General features: G+C 52.6%; 15 protein-coding genes. 10 read left to right on the top strand and 5 right to left on the bottom strand.

The genetic code is table 11. The features are described 5' to 3' along the window. The first annotated feature begins 27 nt into the window (after positions 1-27). The 3 genes from dgt to cdaR all read left to right on the top strand — a co-directional run bounded on the left by dgt (position 28) and on the right by cdaR (position 4411). On the top strand, positions 28-1545 hold the full coding sequence (gene dgt / locus LDB27_RS17705) for a dGTPase (RefSeq protein ID WP_000146450.1): 1518 nt from the start codon (positions 28-30) through the stop codon (positions 1543-1545). Between the two features lie 129 nt (positions 1546-1674). Then, positions 1675-3102, top strand: a complete 1428-nt coding sequence (gene degP / locus LDB27_RS17700; protein ID WP_000753958.1) for a serine endoprotease DegP — start codon at positions 1675-1677, stop codon at positions 3100-3102. 151 nt (positions 3103-3253) lie between these two features. Further along, positions 3254-4411 (top strand): DNA-binding transcriptional regulator CdaR, encoded by a 1158-nt coding sequence (gene cdaR / locus LDB27_RS17695; RefSeq protein WP_000929420.1) that lies wholly within the window; start codon positions 3254-3256, stop codon positions 4409-4411. A gap of 122 nt (positions 4412-4533) precedes the next feature. Here cdaR and LDB27_RS17690 read toward each other — a convergent pair whose 3' ends face one another. Further along, complete coding sequence (locus LDB27_RS17690; protein ID WP_115396310.1) at positions 4534-7503, bottom strand: putative mucin/carbohydrate-binding domain-containing protein; 2970 nt, start codon at positions 7501-7503, stop codon at positions 4534-4536. Between the two features lie 185 nt (positions 7504-7688). Beyond that, on the bottom strand, positions 7689-8075 hold the full coding sequence (locus LDB27_RS17685; RefSeq protein WP_000272193.1) for a DUF3461 family protein: 387 nt from the start codon (positions 8073-8075) through the stop codon (positions 7689-7691). A 246-nt stretch (positions 8076-8321) separates the two neighbouring features. Here LDB27_RS17685 and LDB27_RS17680 point away from each other — a divergent pair, with 246 nt between their 5' ends. Further along, positions 8322-9623 carry an MFS transporter gene (locus LDB27_RS17680; protein WP_000017175.1) on the top strand — a complete coding sequence of 434 codons (1302 nt, stop codon included), beginning with the start codon at positions 8322-8324 and terminating at the stop codon, positions 9621-9623. 36 nt (positions 9624-9659) lie between these two features. Here the strand turns inward: LDB27_RS17680 and dapD are convergent, their stop codons facing one another. The 3 genes from dapD to map form a co-directional block, all read right to left on the bottom strand. Beyond that, positions 9660-10484: a 2,3,4,5-tetrahydropyridine-2,6-dicarboxylate N-succinyltransferase gene (gene dapD / locus LDB27_RS17675; protein WP_001186673.1), complete on the bottom strand. Its 825-nt coding sequence runs from the start codon at positions 10482-10484 to the stop codon at positions 9660-9662. A gap of 29 nt (positions 10485-10513) precedes the next feature. Next, on the bottom strand, positions 10514-13186 hold the full coding sequence (gene glnD, locus LDB27_RS17670) for a bifunctional uridylyltransferase/uridylyl-removing protein GlnD (RefSeq protein WP_001094523.1): 2673 nt from the start codon (positions 13184-13186) through the stop codon (positions 10514-10516). A gap of 237 nt (positions 13187-13423) precedes the next feature. Further along, a complete protein-coding gene (gene map, locus LDB27_RS17665; RefSeq protein WP_001018214.1) occupies positions 13424-14218 on the bottom strand; it encodes a type I methionyl aminopeptidase in 795 nt (264 codons plus the stop codon). Between the two features lie 450 nt (positions 14219-14668). Between map and rpsB the strand changes: the two genes are divergently transcribed. The 6 genes from rpsB to ispU all read left to right on the top strand — a co-directional run bounded on the left by rpsB (position 14669) and on the right by ispU (position 20485). Beyond that, positions 14669-15394: a 30S ribosomal protein S2 gene (gene rpsB / locus LDB27_RS17660; RefSeq protein ID WP_000246886.1), complete on the top strand. Its 726-nt coding sequence runs from the start codon at positions 14669-14671 to the stop codon at positions 15392-15394. Between the two features lie 257 nt (positions 15395-15651). After that, entirely contained in the window at positions 15652-16503 is an 852-nt protein-coding gene (gene tsf, locus LDB27_RS17655; protein WP_000808106.1) for a translation elongation factor Ts, read from the top strand. Between the two features lie 144 nt (positions 16504-16647). After that, positions 16648-17373 (top strand): UMP kinase, encoded by a 726-nt coding sequence (gene pyrH, locus LDB27_RS17650; RefSeq protein ID WP_000224567.1) that lies wholly within the window; start codon positions 16648-16650, stop codon positions 17371-17373. Between the two features lie 146 nt (positions 17374-17519). Beyond that, positions 17520-18077, top strand: a complete 558-nt coding sequence (gene frr / locus LDB27_RS17645; RefSeq protein ID WP_000622423.1) for a ribosome recycling factor — start codon at positions 17520-17522, stop codon at positions 18075-18077. A gap of 141 nt (positions 18078-18218) precedes the next feature. Next, positions 18219-19415, top strand: a complete 1197-nt coding sequence (ispC, locus tag LDB27_RS17640; RefSeq protein ID WP_000811899.1) for a 1-deoxy-D-xylulose-5-phosphate reductoisomerase — start codon at positions 18219-18221, stop codon at positions 19413-19415. A 311-nt stretch (positions 19416-19726) separates the two neighbouring features. Continuing rightward, the gene (gene ispU / locus LDB27_RS17635) at positions 19727-20485 is read left to right on the top strand and encodes a (2E,6E)-farnesyl-diphosphate-specific ditrans,polycis-undecaprenyl-diphosphate synthase (protein ID WP_000947413.1); all 759 of its coding nucleotides are present in this window, start codon (positions 19727-19729) and stop codon (positions 20483-20485) included. The last annotated feature ends 5 nt before the right edge of the window (positions 20486-20490 follow it).

Raw genomic sequence — 20490 nt, 5'->3', positions numbered from 1 at the left:
AGCGCATTTCTCAGGCGGGGAGAGAATATGGCATCGATCGATTTCCGAAATAAAATTAACTGGCATCGTCGTTATCGTTCACCGCAGGGCGTAAAGACGGAACATGAGATCCTGCGGATTTTTGAAAGCGATCGCGGGCGGATTATCAACTCTCCGGCTATACGCCGTTTGCAGCAAAAAACGCAGGTTTTCCCGCTGGAGCGCAATGCCGCAGTACGTACTCGCCTGACGCATTCGATGGAGGTGCAGCAGGTGGGGCGTTATATCGCGAAAGAGATTTTAAGCCGCCTGAAAGAGCAAAACCGACTGGAGGAGTACGGCCTGGACGCGCTGACCGGTCCCTTTGAAAGTATTGTGGAAATGGCCTGCCTGATGCACGACATCGGTAATCCGCCGTTCGGTCATTTTGGCGAGGCGGCGATCAATGACTGGTTTCGTCAGCGGCTGCATCCGGAAGATGCGGAAAGTCAGCCGCTCACGCATGATCGCTGTGTGGTTTCCTCGCTACGGTTACAGGAAGGCGAAGAAAATCTGAACGATATTCGCCGCAAGGTACGTCAGGATATCTGCCATTTTGAAGGCAATGCACAGGGAATTCGTCTGGTACATACGCTCATGCGGATGAATCTTACCTGGGCGCAGGTTGGCGGAATTTTAAAATATACCCGTCCGGCATGGTGGCGAGGGCCGGTGCCGGATTCCCATCGCTATTTAATGAAGAAACCGGGTTATTATCTTTCTGAAGAGAAGTATATTGCGAGGTTACGTAAAGAACTTCAGTTAGCGCCTTACAGTCGCTTTCCATTAACGTGGATTATGGAAGCCGCAGATGATATTTCTTATTGTGTCGCCGATCTTGAAGATGCGGTAGAGAAAAGAATCTTTAGCGTTGAGCAGCTTTACCACCATTTATATCACGCGTGGGGCCACCATGAGAAGGATTCGCTGTTTGAGCTGGTGGTAGGAAATGCGTGGGAAAAATCACGCGCCAATACATTAAGCCGCAGTACCGAAGATCAGTTTTTTATGTATTTACGGGTAAATACATTAAATAAACTGGTGCCCTATGCCGCTCAGCGTTTTATTGATAATTTGCCGCAGATTTTTGCCGGTACCTTCAATCAGGCGTTACTGGAAGATGCCAGCGGTTTTAGCCGCCTGCTTGAACTCTATAAGAATGTGGCGGTTGAACATGTGTTTAGCCATCCGGATGTAGAACAGCTTGAACTACAGGGATACCGGGTGATCAGCGGGTTATTAGATATCTATCAGCCGCTATTAAGTTTGTCGCTTAACGACTTTCGCGAGCTGGTGGAAAAAGAACGGTTGAAACGCTTCCCCATAGAATCGCGCTTATTTCAGAAACTTTCTACGCGCCATCGTTTGGCCTACGTGGAAGTCGTCAGTAAATTACCTACGGATTCGGCGGAGTACCCGGTACTGGAATATTATTATCGCTGTCGGTTGATTCAGGATTATATCAGCGGGATGACTGACCTTTACGCATGGGATGAATATCGGCGTTTGATGGCGGTCGAACAGTAAATGGACTTTTGTAAAGATGGACAATAAATTTTTACTTTTTCCAGAAACTTTGTTCCGGAACTTCGCGTTATAAAATGAATCTGACGTACACAGCAATTTTGCGTTACCTGTTAATCGAGATTGAAACACATGAAAAAAACCACATTAGCAATGAGTGCACTGGCTCTGAGTTTAGGTTTGGCATTGTCGCCTCTGTCTGCCACGGCGGCTGAAACGTCCTCTTCAGCAATGACTGCCCAGCAGATGCCAAGCCTGGCACCGATGCTCGAAAAAGTGATGCCATCGGTGGTCAGTATTAATGTAGAAGGTAGCACCACGGTGAATACGCCGCGTATGCCGCGTAATTTCCAGCAATTCTTTGGCGATGACTCCCCGTTCTGCCAGGACGGTTCTCCGTTCCAGAATTCTCCGTTCTGCCAGGGCGGCGGTAACGGCGGCAACGGCGGTCAACAACAGAAATTCATGGCGCTGGGCTCCGGCGTAATTATTGACGCCGCGAAGGGCTACGTCGTCACCAACAACCACGTGGTTGATAACGCCAGCGTGATTAAAGTACAGCTTAGCGATGGGCGTAAATTCGATGCTAAAGTGGTGGGCAAAGATCCGCGTTCTGATATCGCGCTGATTCAAATTCAGAATCCGAAGAACCTGACGGCGATTAAGCTGGCGGACTCCGACGCGCTGCGCGTGGGGGATTATACCGTCGCTATTGGTAACCCGTTTGGTCTGGGCGAAACGGTGACGTCAGGTATCGTTTCGGCGCTGGGGCGTAGCGGCCTGAACGTAGAAAATTACGAGAACTTTATTCAGACCGACGCCGCGATTAACCGCGGTAACTCCGGCGGCGCGCTGGTGAACCTGAACGGTGAGCTGATCGGTATTAACACCGCGATTCTGGCGCCGGACGGCGGCAACATCGGTATCGGCTTCGCTATCCCCAGTAACATGGTGAAAAACCTGACGTCGCAGATGGTGGAATACGGCCAGGTGAAACGCGGCGAACTGGGGATCATGGGGACTGAGCTGAATTCCGAATTGGCGAAAGCGATGAAAGTCGACGCCCAGCGTGGCGCGTTCGTCAGCCAGGTGATGCCGAATTCGTCCGCGGCGAAAGCGGGTATCAAAGCCGGGGATGTCATTACCTCGCTGAACGGTAAACCGATCAGCAGCTTTGCGGCGCTGCGCGCTCAGGTCGGCACTATGCCGGTCGGCAGCAAAATCAGCCTCGGTCTGCTGCGTGAAGGTAAAGCGATTACGGTTAATCTGGAACTGCAGCAGAGCAGCCAGAGTCAGGTTGATTCCAGCACCATCTTCAGCGGGATTGAAGGCGCTGAAATGAGCAATAAAGGCCAGGATAAAGGCGTTGTGGTGAGCAGCGTGAAAGCGAATTCACCCGCCGCGCAAATTGGCCTCAAAAAAGGCGATGTCATTATCGGCGCTAACCAGCAGCCGGTGAAAAATATCGCCGAGCTGCGTAAAATTCTCGACAGCAAGCCGTCGGTGCTGGCGCTGAATATTCAGCGTGGTGATAGTTCTATTTATTTGCTGATGCAGTAATCACCTTTGTCCCCTTCCGCCATGGAAGGGGGCAACACTTTTCTGTGAAACCCCCCACAACTCCATACTTATTTGCACCGTTTTGTGCATTTGCACAATGTCGAGACTTGTCATCTTCCTTATGCTTGTGCTCTGCTCACAGGAGGGATTTATGGCTGGCTGGCATCTTGATACCAAAATGGCGCAGGATATCGTGGCGCGCACTATGCGCATCATCGATACCAATATCAACGTAATGGATGCCCGCGGGCGTATTATCGGCAGCGGCGATCGGGAACGTATTGGTGAATTGCACGAAGGCGCGCTGTTAGTGCTGTCGCAGGGCCGGGTTGTGGATATCGACGACGCCGTGGCGCGACACCTGCACGGGGTACGTCAGGGGATTAATCTTCCCTTACGCCTTGAGGGCGAAATTGTCGGCGTGATCGGTCTCACCGGCGAACCAGAGCATCTGCGTAAATATGGCGAACTGGTGTGTATGACTGCCGAAATGATGCTGGAGCAGTCGCGGTTAATGCACCTTTTGGCGCAGGATAGCCGTTTGCGCGAAGAGCTGGTGATGAACCTGATTCAGGCCGAAGAAAATACGCCGGCGCTGGTGGAATGGGCGCAGCGTTTGGGGATCGATTTGAACCAGCCACGTGTGGCGGCGGTGGTGGAAGTCGATAGCGGCCAGCTTGGCGTCGATAGCGCAATGGCGGAACTTCAGCAGTTGCAGAATGCGCTTACCACGCCGGAGCGTAACAACCTGATAGCCATTGTGTCTCTCACCGAGATGGTGGTGCTCAAACCCGCTTTAAACTCGTTTGGTCGTTGGGATGCTGAAGATCATCGTAAGCGCGTAGAGCAGCTTATCTCGCGAATGAAAGAGAATGGTCAGCTACGTTTTCGCGTGGCGCTGGGCAATTACTTTACCGGGCCGGGCAGTATTGCACGCTCATACCGCACGGCGCGCACCACGATGATGGTCGGCAAACAGCGGATGCCAGAAAGCCGCAGCTATTTTTATCAGGATTTGATGCTGCCGGTTCTGTTAGATAGCCTGCGTGGCGGCTGGCAGGCCAATGAGCTGGCGCGCCCGCTGGTAAAACTCAAAGCGATGGATAACAACGGATTATTACGTCGGACGCTGACGGCGTGGTTTCGCCATAATGTCCAGCCGCTGGCGACCTCTAAGGCGCTGTTTATTCATCGTAACACGCTGGAATATCGGCTAAATCGTATTTCGGAACTGACCGGGCTGGATTTGGGAAATTTTGACGATCGGCTGTTGCTGTATGTGGCGCTACAGCTGGATGAACAGCGTTAAGTCCGGCAGCGCTTCGCTGACCAGAGCAGGGAACTTGGGCGAAGTGGTAGGCCGGATTAGGCAAAACCGCCATTCGACAACGTAATCTCACAGCGCCCGAAGACGCTGTGATGGGGGGGGGGTTAATTCGTGGTCAGGCGCTGCAATCCCCGCGCCGTGACCTGCCAGATCACGTGTTGCGGCTGCGGCCAGCTTTCGCCATTGAGCGGGTTGCGGATAACCGACTGGTCTGCGCCCTCGGCATGAAAGACCTCAATCGTATAATCCTCACCCAGCCCGCAGACGTCAGTATAGCCGCCAAGCTGCACCGAACCTTTTATCGACTGACGGTAAACCACCGTACCGCGCGTATTATAAATCGTCACTGCCGCATATTCCGTTGCGAAGTCGCTATGCGGCACAATTGGGTATGCGGTAAAGATAAATTGTTGCGCACGGATGTCTATTTCCATACTGGCAAAACCATTTTCTTCCTTGCCAATAAGCTGCCAGCTGAATTTATCGCCATATAATGCGGCAGCATCGGAGGTATTTTTCTCTTCCGTTTGTTCCGGTGAGTCGACCTCCAGCCCATCGCTCACCACGCGCCAGCGGTTGTGTTTTTTCAGCGTGACGTTTTGCCCGGTCGTTTCATTGATGGCGTTGCAACGGTAAGGTTCGTCATGGAAGAGCTCAATGTACATTCCCGCTTGCAAAACAACCGTATCGCTATCGGCTGAATAGTGGGTGATGCCATCATAATGACGGCTATAGATAACCTCGCCGGACTCCTCCTTCACCGTGAGCGTGCTGTATGTCGCGGTATAGTAGGGATGAGGCTGCCCGGCCAGTGTTTCTATTGTCATGCGCTGTTGCCGATTATCGTAAGCAAGCTGGCAAAACGTTCTGTCGCCTTGTCCGCGTAACTGCAACGTCACGCCTTTACCGATGCCTTCGCCCGGCTCGCTGTTATCCGTCGGCAGCACATCAACGCTGTCGCGCATTAACGCGCTACGGGTCGGCTCTTCAATGTGGGAGAGCATCAGCCAGAGATCGTTTTTGCAAGCGGCATAAGGTTGCGCCATCAATGAAGGGCAGGCGCGGATAGCATCTGCGCGATGGGTAAACATAGCCTGGAGATCTGCGGCAGGATCGTTGTTGAGCGAAAAATGATAAAGCCCTTCGCTATCAAGACGCAGTAACTGATATTTCGTCGACGAGACCAATGTCAGATAGCCCGGCGAGGCTTTCAGGCGGCCAGGCTCGGCATGATAAAGATAAAGGTGGTAGTGGTCGCTAAACGGCACCACAATTTTTTCGGTGGCGCAGTTTGTTCCGTTCATCTTACGTTCAAAAACCTTTTCGCCGCTGGCGGTTAACACCGTTATGCTGGCGTATAAGGTATTCGCGAAGTAGCTGTGCGGCGTGGCTTTCGTGATGTCCAGAACTAATTGTCTGGCCTCATGATCCACGGCTAAACGGGCGAAGGGCATGTCGCCGTAGCCGAGGAAAATCAACTGCTCATTATGCGCGGCGCTGTCCTGCAAGGCGGTGAAATTAACGGTAAGCGCGTTTTCCCCTTCGCGGATAACCACATAGTCCGTGTCTGGGCGGTATTTCTGCGATCGCCCTTTGGGCAGGGTGAGATGGTAAATGCCAATGGGCAGGGGAGTTAACGTGAGCGTACTGTCGTTGACGGGCAATGTATACGTGTTGCCGGCGTTGTCGTGTAGCGTTAAGGCGCGTCCATAAAGTTGCTCCGGCTGATCGATATTCAGCGTTAGCGTGAGCGTTCCCGTTTTGTTCAGCGCCGCCAGCTCGGCGTTTTCAACCAGCCAGACAAAAGAGTCCAGCCCCAACTGTTGGCGCGCGCTTTCCCATTCGCGCTCCGGCAGCAGATCGTAAAGCGGCCAGACGGGTTTTACCGCCTGTGCGGCGATCTGCTCGCGGGTGAACGCATCGACCGGTAAGCCGCACAGCTGAATAAACGGCGCGACGTCATAACCTGAGGCTGTGGCGATGGCGTCCGCCAGCAGATCGGTCAGGCGATGCTCGCAGGGCAAAAAGTTTTCGCCAGCACCCAGCGCGCGGTAGTTCTGGTTAAACGCCCGGAAGGCTTCTGTTCCGCCTTTAAATAACATCAGCATCAGAAATTGCAGACGGGGTCGGACGCCCCAGGCGCTAATCGGCGTGCGATTCCGCAGATGGGTAATGAATTGCAACTCCTGCTCAGGCTGTCGCCCGTAATCATAGAGCCAGCCGTCGGTATAAAGATGGTTCCCCTGGTTCAGGTTAAGCTGCTGGAAAAACGCGGCGTAAATGTTGTTCCACACCTCACCGACTGGCAGGTCGACGTCATTCATAAAGACGCCCTGATAGCCGTGACCGATTTCATGCAGAATCGTCCACTGCGTGGCGACATTATCGATCCACCCCTGGCTTAATGTTGCAGCCGTTTGCGCGCACCACCAGGGGAGATAATAAGCCGCGCCGACGCCGTGTTTATCCGCTTTAATAAAATAGCGGTTAGCGACATTTTGATTAAGCGGCGAAGCAGGGCTATCGCTGAGACCAGTCCAGTCATTATAGGCGTCGATCACTCGCGTATAGTACGCATCCAGCGCGGTGATACCGGCGTTGATGACATTAGCGCGATCCGCCCAGGGCAGCAGAAAACGCACGCGGTCCAGTTCCAGCAGGGCAAAAGGCGACGCCTGTTCTTCCCAGGTCTGGAAAAAAGTGTCTTCGGATTGCCCCTTACGCCAGTGTGGCAAATTTTTATTGCTGGTTGGCTGTCGGTAGATCACCGAAAACTCGCCGCCCTGCGCAAAAAAGAGGGTATCAATAAAGGGAACGGAATCGACCGTTGTGCTGATCGTTTGCCAGTTGCCGTTCAGCGTAAGCGATTTCTCACACGCTGAGTCATTGCACAGCAGACGGAGTCTGGCGTTACCGGCGTTGTTATTTGGCTGGCGGATTTGCAGCTGCGTATTCGCTGGCAGAATAAATCCCAGCGCCTGGCGGTCGTGCTCGCGCCCCTTTTCAAATTTGATGTTATCCAGTCCGGGGGCCGCAGGCAGCGAATAACATGTTAACGTGATTTCCTGAGTCATATAACCTCCATAAATAGGGAGGATGAACATAGCTTTTTATTTTTATTAATAAATACAGCAGGATAACGAAATGATATGTATTGAGCTGCTGTGAGGCATAGTGATGAAAAATGGTGGTAGCCGTGAGGCGGATGAGAGGGAGCAGCAGGGTGAGAGGGGCCCGAAATGAAGCCCCGGCAGCTTTTTTATTTGCGGGTAAGCTTGTCCAGATCGGCTTCGATTTCACTGATCTTATTCGCGACGACGCTTTCCAGGTGGCGCAAGTCGTCGAGGATCTTACGTTTGAGATCGAGTTCTGAGCGGTCGCGCTGGCAGATTTGGTCCAGCTCGTCAATCACATAGCGTAGGTTAGGGCTAATCTCCTGTACTTCTTTATAACCCTGACCGATGCCATCGGCCACCACCGTTTTACGCTGGCGTGGATACTTAAACTTCACGCTTTTAGCAAAGAATTCACCTCTATCCTTTTGAAAATAGATTTTCAGGATATCGTTATTGGCTTCTTGCCGCAGGCTGTAACGATCGATTTCCTCAGGATTGGTAATGCCCAGACTTTTTAGATTGTCATACATAGCGGTATCCTTCATCACACTATAACTTTTGAATAATTAACGAAAAGTTGGTTTTTCGCCACCAATGGATACAAAAAAAGCGCGGTTGATCGCAGAAGACGTCTCGGCAACGTCATGAGTAAAAGGACGGTGGTTATTGATAGTTTAAGTAATTCAACGCGATATTCCGTTTATAGAGAAAGCGTTTGAGGTCAGTGTGGAAAATTGACCGGAGGTAGTGGTCGATAACCTTGAGAGGCGGAGTCTATGTCCGGAACGTATAATGCTACTATTCGCCGGGTGGTGATTTCCGCCTGGATAGGAAACTCCATTGAATATTATGATTTTCTATTATACGGCCTGGCAAGCGCGCTGGTATTTGGCCCGCTTTTTTTCCCTGGCGCCAGCCCATTGACTGCAACGTTATCTTCTTTTGCCAGTTTCGGCGTGGGATTTATTTCCCGGCCGCTGGGCGCGCTATTTTTTGGCAACAGGGGAGATACGCTTGGGCGTAAAAACACGTTATTAATCACGTTAGGTGGGATGGGCGCGGTCACGTTTCTCATCGGTTGCCTGCCTTCTTACGCCAGTATTGGCGCGCTGGCGCCTGCCTTACTGGTTATTCTGCGTTTTCTGCAGGGATTTATGGTTGGAGGCGAATGGGGAGGCGCCATGTTAATGGTCGTGGAATATGCTGCTGGAAAGCACCGGGGGCGGTTAAGCGCGCTATCGCAAACAGGAGGACTCACGGGACAATTATTGGCGACAGGCGCATTTATAGTCGTGACCCAATTACCGAAGGATGCGTTGTTATTGTGGGGATGGCGTATTCCTTTTCTGCTCAGTGCGCTTTTGGTGCTGCCTGGATTATATATGCGTCATCGTCTGGATGAGACGCCTGTCTTCCGTGCGTTTAAAAAGCAGCAGGCCATTAAGCATATGCAGCAAAAAGAAGAAAGGCCGGTGGTCAAAGTGGTACGAGAACAATGGCGCAGCATTTTGCTAATTATAATTCTACGTTTTGCGGAAAGCGTTCCCTTTTTTCTTGCCACCGTCTTCGCGGTTTCCTGGGCGACGACGCAGCTTGGGATTGCCAGCCTGACTATTCTGTACATTGTAATGTTCACCTGTCTGCTGGCGTATCCCATGCACGTGCTATTTGGCATCATGTCGGATCGGCGTGGCTGCCGTCAGGTGTATATTTTCGGCGCGCTTTTTGTCGCGGCAATGGCTTTTCCCTTTTTCTGGCTGCTGGAAAGCCGTTCGCTAATACTGATGACAATGGGCTACGTTCTGCTTATTAACATTGGTCATAATTCACTGAATGCCGTGCAACCTTCTTTTTTCGCCGGACTGTTTCATCCGCCTGTACGCTACAGCGGTTCATCAATTGGCGCTCAGTTGGGGGCGGTTGTGGCAGGGGGATTCACGCCGTTTATCGCTAAAGCGTTAAGCGCAGTCTATGATAACAGTTGGACTTTGGTTGCCGGTTATGTCGTTTTGACTGCGTTGGCTTCGGCGTTTGCGGCAAAGATTGCGCCGGAAACCGTGTTACCGCATTCGCCGTAATGCAAAGGGGGGCTGTCGCCCCCGCTTTTCACTCGCTTAATCAATAGTGCGCAATAATTCGTTAATGCCCACTTTGCCACGCGTTTTGGCGTCGACTTTTTTCACGATCACCGCGCAGTACAAACTGTACTTACCGTCTTTTGACGGCAGGTTGCCGGAAACGACCACGGAGCCCGCCGGTACGCGGCCATAGTGAACTTCACCGGTTTCGCGATCGTAGATTTTGGTGCTCTGGCCGAGGTATACCCCCATGGAAATGACGGAACCTTCTTCGACAATGACGCCTTCCACGACTTCAGAACGCGCGCCAATAAAGCAGTTGTCTTCAATGATGGTCGGGTTAGCCTGCAGAGGCTCCAGTACGCCGCCGATACCCACGCCGCCGGAAAGGTGAACATTTTTACCAATCTGCGCGCAGGAACCCACCGTCGCCCAGGTATCAACCATGGTGCCTTCGTCAACGTAGGCGCCGATGTTAACGTAAGACGGCATCAGCACGGTGTTGCGGGCGATAAATGCGCCCTGACGAACGGCTGCAGGCGGAACGACGCGGAAGCCTTCTTTCTGAAAACGCGCTTCGTCGTAATCAGCGAATTTCATCGGGACTTTATCGAAGTAGCGGCTTTCCGCACCGTCGATAACCTGGTTATCGTTAATACGGAAAGAGAGCAGAACCGCTTTCTTCAACCACTGGTGAGTGACCCACTGACCGTCGATTTTTTCTGCGACACGCAGCGCGCCGGAATCAAGTAGAGAAATGACCTGGTTTACCGCCTCTCGGGTCACGGTATCTACATTAGCCGGCGTAATATCGGCGCGGCGCTCAAAAGCGGTCTCAATAACGTTCTGTAACTGCTGCATTGTTAAACTCTTTCATATAAATAAACACACTACCCTTTATCGTTTGGATTGAGGGCCGCTGTCAACCGTTGTTGCACCTCAAGTTGCAGCACATTATTAAGCGCGCGCCGATCCGCTGTGGCGATTATGAATAAATCTTCTACTCGTTCACCAATGGTTGTAATTCGGGCGCCATGAAGCGAAATTCCCAGATCGGCAAAAATTTGTCCGACCCTGGCCAGCAGACCAGGTTGATCGAGCGCGATCAATTCCATGAATGATTTTCTGTCGGTATGGGTGGGCAAAAAATTGACTTCCGTTTCGACCGTAAAGTGCCGTAACTTTGCCGGTTGCCGGCGCGGCTGCGGCGGCTGCCAGCTACGCTGCGTAATGGTCTGTTCAAGACCGGTGCGAATAACGTCATGGCGATCCGCCGCCAGCGGGCTGCCGTCTGGTTCCAGAACGATAAACGTATCCATTGCCATGCCGTCGCGAGTGGTAAAGATCTGCGCGTCATGGACGCTTAAATTACGCCTGTCCAGCTCGGCGCAGACGGCGGCAAACAGATAGGGTCTGTCCGGACTCCAGATAAAAATTTCGGTTCCGCCGCGCGTGGCCTGCGGACTGAGCAACACTAACGGTTGGCTCAGATCGTGCTGCAATAAATGGCGTGCGTGCCAGGCGAGCTGATTTGGACTATGACGAACAAAATAGTTAGCGCGACAGCGGGTCCAGATTTTGTGCAGCGCGGCTTCATCAATATTGTCCATTCGCAGCAGCGCCAGCGCCTGAAGCTGATGGTGACGCACGCGCTCACGCATATCCGGCGTATTTTGCATTCCACGTCTGAGCTGTTTTTCAGTGGCGAAGTACAGCTCGCGCAGCAGGCTCTGTTTCCAGCTATTCCACAAGGTTTCGTTGGTCGCGCAGATGTCCGCGACGGTCAGGCAGACCAGAAAACGCAGCCGTGTTTCGGTTTGCACCTCTTCGGCGAACTGCTTGATGACTTCCGGATCCTGGATGTCGCGGCGCTGGGCGGTGACTGACATCAGCAGGTGTTGGCGCACCAGCCAGGCGACCAGTTGCGTTTCGCGTGAGTTCAAACCGTGCAGTTCGGCGAAGGTGAGTACATCCTGCGCGCCCAGTACCGAATGGTCGCCGCCGCGTCCTTTCGCAATATCGTGGAACAGCGCGGCGATCAGGATCAGTTCCGGATGGGGAAGCCGCGGCCAGAGATCGACGCATAGCGGATGGCGCTGGCGCGTCTCTTCTTTCGCGAAGCTCTCCAGTTTGAGCATTACGCGGATGGTGTGTTCATCCACCGTGTATGCGTGGAACAGGTCAAACTGCATTTGTCCGACGATGTGCGACCACTGCGGCATATAAGCCCACAGTACGCTGTGGCGATGCATAGGCAGCAGGCCGCGGCTGACCGCGCCGGGATGGCGCAGCATACTAAGAAACAGAGTGCGCGCCTCCGGGATGTAACACAGCGGTTGGCTCAGGTGGCGGCGGGCGTGGCGCAAATGGCGTAACGTCGTAGAGTAGATGCCGGTGATCGCGCTATTGCGCACCATCATATAAAACATGCGCAGGATCGCTTGCGGTTCGCGGATAAACAGCGTGTCGTCACGCAGATCAATGAGCGTGCCGCGCAGTTGAAACTCATCGTCAACAGGACGTGGTTTTTCATCCGCAGGCAGCGCCAGAATCGCCTCGTCAAATAGCTGAAGCAGCATCTGATTAAGTTCGCTCACCCGGCGCGTAACCCGGAAGTAGTCTTTCATCATCCGCTCAACCGGATCATTGCCCTCGCCGCTGTAGTTAAGGCGTTGAGCGACGCTTAACTGGCGGTCGAACAGCAGGCGGTTATCGTAGCGGCTGACCACCAGATGTAGCGCAAAGCGAATGCGCCACAGGATATGCAGGCATTCGTTGAGTTCCGCGCGCTCTGCGGGGGTTAAAAAGCCGAATCCCACCATCTCATCGAGCGAGGTAGCGCCGAAGTGACGTCGGGCGACCCACTGCAATGTATGGATATCGCGCAGGCCGCCGGGGCTGCTTTTAATATCCGGCTCCAGATTATAGCTGGTACCGTGATAGCGCTGGTGGCGCTGGTTCTGCTCTTCTACTTTGGCGGCGTAAAATTTGTCGGACGGCCAAAAACCTTCGCTGAAAATATGTTTTTGCAGTGCCAGAAACAGAGCAACATCACCGATCAGCAGGCGCGTTTCGATGAGGTTTGTCGCAACGGTTAAATCAGACAGACCTTCCAGCAGACACTCTTCCAGCGTACGTACGCTATGCCCGACATCCAGCTTGACGTCCCATAATAAAGTCAGCAGCTCGCCGACCTTTTGTGCCTGTTCATCGGGCAGCTTTTTGCGGCTTAAAATGAGCAGATCAATATCGGAAAGCGGATGCAGTTCGCCGCGTCCATAGCCGCCGACGGCGACCAGCGCCAGATCGGCAATCTGACCGAAACCGGCCTCAATCCACAGGCGTTGCAACAACTGGTCGATAAATTCGGTACGAGCTTCAATAAGCTGTTCAGCACAAATGCCGCTGTCAAATGCCTCGCCCAGCCAGTGTTGAAAGATGTCGATGCGGGCTTTGATACCGGCGACGGTCAGTTCAGCGCGCGGCCAGACGCCAGGGTTTTGCGGCTGGTCAGGGAGGGTGGGGAGTGCGGTATTCGCGTGCTGTTCAGGAAGAGTATTCATATGCGCCACCCATTAAAAAGCCGGATGGTGGCGTGAATGCCTTATCCGGCCTACGTATTTACTCTTCATCCTTCAAGTTGCTTCTACGTTGGCTGCGCTCGTTCACTCCAGTCACGTACTTATGTACGCTCCTGAAGATTCACTCTCTTGCCGCCTTGAGGCAACTCGAATGATTTTGAGTAAAGGTGTAATTTGTAGGCCTGATAAGATGCGAAGGCATCGCCATCAGGCAAAACATTATTCGTCGTGTGTGATGATCGCCGGGATGGTGTCATCTTTACGCAGCGTCAGAATTTCACAGCCGTTTTCCGTTACCACAATAGTATGCTCGTACTGAGCAGACAAGCTGCGGTCTTTGGTTTTTACCGTCCAGCCGTCTTTCATGGTGCGGATACGGTAATCCCCGGCGTTCAGCATCGGTTCAATGGTAAAGGTCATGCCAGGCTGCAACACGACGCCGCCATCGTCTGCATCATAATGCAGCACCTGCGGTTCTTCATGGAAGCCGCGACCAATACCGTGTCCGCAGTATTCACGTACCACGGAGAAACCTTCGCCTTCGGCATATTTCTGGATGGCGGCGCCAATTGTGCGCAGGCGGATGCCCGGTTTCACCATTTTGATGCCCAGATACAGGCTCTCTTGCGTGACGCGGCACAGACGCTCGCCCAGAATGGTCGGTTTGCCGACGATAAACATCTTCGAGGTATCGCCGTGGAATTCATCTTTAATCACGGTCACGTCGATGTTGACGATATCACCATCTTTCAGATGTTTAGCGTCATCCGGAATGCCGTGGCACACCACTTCATTAATAGAGATACAGACGGATTTCGGATAGCCGTGGTAGCCGAGGCAGGCGGAGATCGCGTGTTGTTCGTTAACGATGTAATCGTTACAGATACGGTCCAGTTCGCCGGTGGTGACGCCCGGTTTGATATACGGTTCGATCATTTCCAGCACTTCGGCTGCCAGACGGCCCGCGACGCGCATTTTTTCGATGTCTTCAGATGTCTTGATAGAAATAGCCATGGATAGTGTCCAGCAGTGTCGATTATTTCGGCAATAATTGTGTAAGTGCTGACAATGGTATCAGTCAGGGGTGTACCCTGCCAAATTGAGAATCATTCTGAACTTCGCCTTTCGTGCCACAAGTGCGTTGGCGACATTTTTTCACCCCAGTCACTTACTGGCCGTAAGCTCCAGGGGATGCAAAAATTTGCCGCCTGCCTGTAACACGAAATTCATCGTTCAATTCAGCACTGAGTGCCAACAATTATTGGTGTCGGTGGCGTATTTGTGGTATAAAGCGCGCCGGACTTCCGATCCATTCGAAGACTACACACGATGGACGGGAGCGACAAATCTCACTTTGTGTAACAACACACACGTATCGGCACATATTCCGGGGTGCCCTTTGGGGTCGGTAATATGGGATACGTGGAGGCATAACCCCAACTTAATCTATAGAGGTTTTAAATCATGGCAACTGTTTCCATGCGCGACATGCTCAAGGCTGGTGTTCACTTTGGTCACCAGACCCGTTACTGGAACCCGAAAATGAAGCCTTTCATCTTCGGCGCGCGTAACAAAGTTCACATCATCAACCTTGAGAAAACTGTACCGATGTTCAACGAAGCTCTGGCTGAACTGAACAAGATCTCTGCTCGTAAAGGTAAAATCCTTTTCGTTGGTACTAAACGCGCTGCAAGCGAAGCGGTGAAAGAAGCTGCTAACAGCTGCGACCAGTTCTTCGTGAACCATCGCTGGCTGGGCGGTATGCTGACTAACTGGAAAACAGTTCGTCAGTCCATCAAACGTCTGAAAGACCTGGAAACTCAGTCTCAGGACGGTACTTTCGAAAAGCTGACCAAGAAAGAAGCGCTGATGCGTACTCGTGAGCTTGAGAAACTGGAAAACAGCCTGGGCGGTATCAAAGACATGGGCGGTCTGCCGGACGCTCTGTTCGTTATCGATGCTGACCACGAGCACATTGCTATCAAAGAAGCGAACAACCTGGGTATCCCGGTATTTGCTATCGTTGATACCAACTCTGATCCGGACGGCGTTGACTTCGTTATCCCGGGTAACGATGACGCAATCCGTGCTGTTAGCCTGTACCTGGGCGCTGTCGCTGCAACCGTTCGTGAAGGCCGTTCTCAGGATCTGGCTTCCCAGGCGGAAGAAAGCTTCGTAGAAGCCGAGTAATAAGGCTTGATAACTCCCTAAAATAGTTCGAGTTGCAGGAAGGCGGCAAGCTCGAGAATTCCCGGGAGCTTACATCAGTAAGTGACCGGGATGAGCGAGTGAAGGCAACGCACCTGCGGCTCGAAATATGAAGGGGAGAGCCCTTATAGACCAGGTAGTATCACGTTTGGTTAGGGGGCCTGTATATGGCCCCCTTTTTCACTTTTATATCTGTGCGGTTTGATGCCGGGCAGATCAAATCTTTCGAGGATTTTAGAATGGCTGAAATTACCGCATCCCTGGTAAAAGAGCTGCGTGAGCGTACTGGCGCAGGCATGATGGATTGCAAAAAAGCGCTGACTGAAGCGAATGGCGACATTGAGCTGGCAATCGAAAACATGCGTAAGTCCGGCGCTATCAAAGCGGCGAAAAAAGCAGGCAACGTGGCTGCTGACGGCGTAATCAAAACCAAAATCGACGGTAACGTCGCTTTCATTCTGGAAGTTAACTGCCAGACTGACTTCGTGGCTAAAGATGCTGGCTTCCAGGCATTTGCTGACAAAGTGCTGGACGCCGCTGTTGCTGGCAAAATCACTGACGTAGAAGTCCTGAAAGCGCAGTTCGAAGAAGAGCGCGTTGCTCTGGTAGCGAAAATTGGCGAGAACATCAACATTCGTCGCGTAGCTTCCCTGGAAGGCGACGTTCTGGGTTCTTACCAGCACGGTGCGCGCATCGGCGTTCTGGTTGCTGCTAAAGGCGCTGACGAAGAGCTGGTTAAACAGCTGGCGATGCACGTTGCGGCAAGCAAGCCGGAATTCGTTAAGCCGGAAGACGTGTCTGCTGACGTGGTAGAGAAAGAGTACCAGGTACAGCTGGACATCGCGATGCAGTCCGGTAAGCCGAAAGAAATCGCAGAGAAAATGGTTGAAGGCCGCATGAAGAAATTCACCGGCGAAGTTTCTCTGACTGGTCAGCCTTTCGTCATGGAACCGAGTAAATCTGTTGGCCAACTGCTGAAAGAGCACAACGCTGACGTGACTGGCTTCATCCGCTTTGAAGTGGGCGAAGGCATTGAGAAAGTCGAGACTGACTTTGCAGCAGAAGTTGCTGCGATGTCTAAGCAGTCCTGATTTTCCTGAGGAGCCGCCTGAGGGCGGCTTCTTTTTGCGCCTCTCTTGTAAAATCAGCCGACGCCTGGCGTCTGCGCTGAAATGCGACGTACAATGTCGCCGGAATTAACTCATATCAATCGTTGACAGTCTCAGGAAAGAAACATGGCTACCAATGCAAAACCCGTCTATAAACGCATTCTGCTTAAATTAAGCGGCGAAGCTCTGCAGGGTACGGAAGGCTTCGGTATTGATGCAAGCATACTGGATCGTATGGCTCAGGAGATCAAAGAACTGGTTGAACTGGGTATTCAGGTTGGTGTGGTGATTGGCGGTGGTAACCTGTTCCGTGGCGCAGGTCTGGCAAAAGCGGGGATGAACCGCGTTGTGGGCGACCACATGGGCATGTTGGCCACCGTCATGAACGGCCTGGCAATGCGTGATGCGCTTCACCGCGCCTATGTGAACGCCCGCCTGATGTCGGCAATTCCTTTAAACGGCGTATGCGACAACTACAGTTGGGCCGAGGCTATTAGCCTGCTGCGTAATAACCGTGTTGTGATTCTGTCTGCAGGTACGGGTAACCCGTTCTTCACTACCGACTCTGCGGCCTGTCTGCGCGGGATCGAAATTGAAGCGGATGTCGTACTGAAAGCGACCAAAGTGGATGGCGTATTCACTGCCGATCCGGCAAAAGATCCTTCCGCGACCATGTACGATCAGCTGACCTACAGCGAAGTGCTGGATAAAGAGCTGAAAGTGATGGATCTGGCGGCGTTCACGCTGGCTCGTGACCACAAACTGCCGATTCGTGTTTTCAACATGAACAAACCGGGCGCGCTGCGTCGTGTGGTGATGGGCGAAAAAGAAGGGACGTTAATCACGGAATAATTCCCGTGAGCGCCAAATACGGGTAAGATTCTGTGCTATTGACGGGTCTTATTACCTGGCAGAAATTAAACGAGACTATACTTAGCACATCTTTGTATTGTGTGACCGTCTGGTCTGACTGAGACTAGTTTTCAAGGATTCGTAACGTGATTAGCGATATCAGAAAAGATGCTGAAGTACGCATGGAAAAATGCGTTGAAGCGTTCAAAACCCAAATCAGCAAAGTGCGCACGGGTCGTGCTTCTCCCAGCCTGCTGGATGGTATTGTCGTAGAATACTATGGCACTCCGACCCCGCTGCGCCAGTTGGCAAGCGTAACGGTAGAAGACTCCCGTACCTTAAAAATTAACGTGTTTGACCGTTCTATGGGGCCAGCCGTTGAAAAAGCGATCATGGCGTCAGACCTCGGTTTGAATCCAAGCTCTGCGGGCACCGATATTCGCGTTCCGCTGCCGCCGCTGACCGAAGAACGTCGTAAAGATCTGACGAAAATTGTCCGTGGCGAAGCGGAGCAGGCGCGTGTCGCCGTTCGTAACGTCCGCCGTGATGCGAACGATAAAGTAAAAGCTCTGCTGAAAGATAAAGCGATCAGTGAAGATGACGATCGTCGCTCTCAGGAAGAAGTACAGAAAATGACCGACGCGGCAATTAAGAAAGTTGATGCGGCGTTGGCAGATAAAGAAGCAGAACTGATGCAGTTCTGATTGATCTGTACGCAGATATAAACTCATTCCACCGCTAAACCTGGCGGATGAGTGGTGTACAAAGCGCCGCGCAGAAGACATTATCAGGTCTCCTGTGCGGCGTTTTGCTTTTTATTCCGTTTCAACACTTCTGGACGTTTCATGAAGCAATTAACCATTCTGGGCTCGACCGGCTCTATTGGTTGCAGCACACTGGACGTGGTGCGCCATAATCCTGATAGCTTCCGCGTTATCGCGCTGGTGGCGGGTAAAAATGTCGCCCGCATGGCGGAGCAGTGCCTGGAGTTCTCGCCGCGTTATGCCGTGATGGACGATACGTCGAGCGCAGAACAGCTCAAAATAATGCTTCAGCAGCATGGCAGCCGCACCGAGGTTCTGAGCGGTCAGCAGGCTGCCTGTGAGATGGCGGCGCTTGATGAGGTCGGGCATGTGATGGCGGCCATTGTGGGCGCGGCTGGTTTACTGCCGACCCTGGCGGCGATCCGCGCAGGGAAGACGATTCTGCTGGCGAATAAAGAATCGCTGGTGACCTGCGGGCGGCTGTTTATGGACGAAGTAAAACGCAGCAACGCCCGGCTTTTACCCGTCGATAGCGAACATAACGCGATTTTTCAGAGTTTGCCGCAATCTATTCAGCATAATCTGGGATACGCTGACCTTGAGCAAAATGGCGTAACGTCGATTTTGCTTACCGGGTCTGGTGGCCCGTTTCGTGAAACGCCAATGTGCGATCTGGCAGCGATGACGCCGGATCAGGCATGTCGTCATCCGAACTGGTCGATGGGGCGAAAAATCTCCGTCGACTCCGCCACCATGATGAATAAAGGTCTGGAATACATTGAAGCGCGTTGGTTATTTAATGCCAGCGCACGTCAGATGGAAGTGTTGATCCATCCGCAATCGGTCATTCATTCGATGGTGCGTTATCAGGACGGCAGCGTCCTGGCGCAGCTTGGAGAACCTGACATGCGTACGCCTATTGCGCATACGATGGCATGGCCGAATCGCGTCGCGTCCGGCGCGCAGCCGCTCGATTTTTGCAAACTCAGCGCGTTGACGTTTAGCGCGCCAGATTATCAGCGTTATCCATGCCTGAAGCTGGCGATGGAGGCGTTTGAGCAAGGTCAGGCGGCAACGACGGCGCTCAATGCGGCAAACGAAATCACCGTTGCCGCGTTTCTGGCGCAACAGATTCGTTTTACCGATATCGCCGGGCTCAATTTAGCGGTGCTGGAGAGGATGGATTTACAGGAACCGGCAAGCGTTGAGGACGTATTGCAGGTTGACGCCATCGCGCGTGAAGTAGCCAGAAAACAAGTGATACGGCTCTCACGCTGACGATTATCCCGCGACAGAAGATCGTGCTATTTGTTAGCGTTGGGCTTCGGTGATATAGTCTGCGCCACCTGATCGCAGGTTTTTGGCTTTTTTCGGTCAGGTTAGCCGTGGTTTTACACGGCTTTTTTGTGGATACACAAAATCATTCAGGACGCATCGGGACGGCAGGCGAATACGTTCCCGGCGTGCGCAGACAGCGCACGACAGGGGCGATGACGCGCAGTCATCCGCGAAGCGGACCGAAGAGAATGTGTATAAAGGCTTCAGTATTCCTGAGTACCGCTAAATCCTTTCAGGGACAAAAACGCGTTATGTTGTCTGCAACTCAACCAGTAAGCGAAAATTTGCCAGCGCATGGCTGCCGTCATGTTGCAATAATTATGGATGGCAATGGTCGCTGGGCGAAAAAGCAAGGGAAGATCCGGGCCTTTGGGCATAAAGCCGGGGCGAAGTCCGTCCGGCGAGCGGTCTCTTTTGCTGCCAATAACGGTATTGATGCGTTAACGCTGTATGCCTTTAGTAGTGAAAACTGGAACCGACCGGCGCAGGAAGTGAGCGCGTTAATGGAGCTGTTTGTGTGGGCGCTGGATAGCGAAGTCAAAAGCCTGCACCGCCATAACGTTCGCCTGCGTATTATCGGCGATATCAGCCGATTCAACTCACGTTTACAAGAACGTATTCGCAAATCAGAAGCGCTTACCGCCCATAATACGGGTCTAACGCTGAATATCGCTGCGAATTACGGCGGACGTTGGGATATTGTCCAGGGAGTCCGACAACTGGCGGAACAGGTGCAGGCTGGAGTGCTGCGCCCCGATCAGATTGATGAAGAGAGACTAGGCCAGCAAATCTGTATGCATGAGCTGGCGCCTGTGGATTTAGTAATTAGGACTGGGGGAGAGCATCGCATTAGTAACTTTTTGCTTTGGCAAATTGCCTATGCCGAACTTTACTTTACGGATGTTCTTTGGCCCGATTTCGATGAACAAGACTTTGAAGGTGCGCTGCATGCCTTTGCTAATCGAGAGCGTCGTTTCGGCGGTACCGAGCCTGGTGATGACAAAGCCTGATGGGG

Origin of the sequence: Salmonella sp. JXY0409-18 (assembly GCF_020268625.1) — a bacterium.
Lineage (GTDB): Bacteria > Pseudomonadota > Gammaproteobacteria > Enterobacterales > Enterobacteriaceae > Salmonella > Salmonella enterica.
This window is presented reverse-complemented; position numbering and strand designations above follow the sequence as displayed.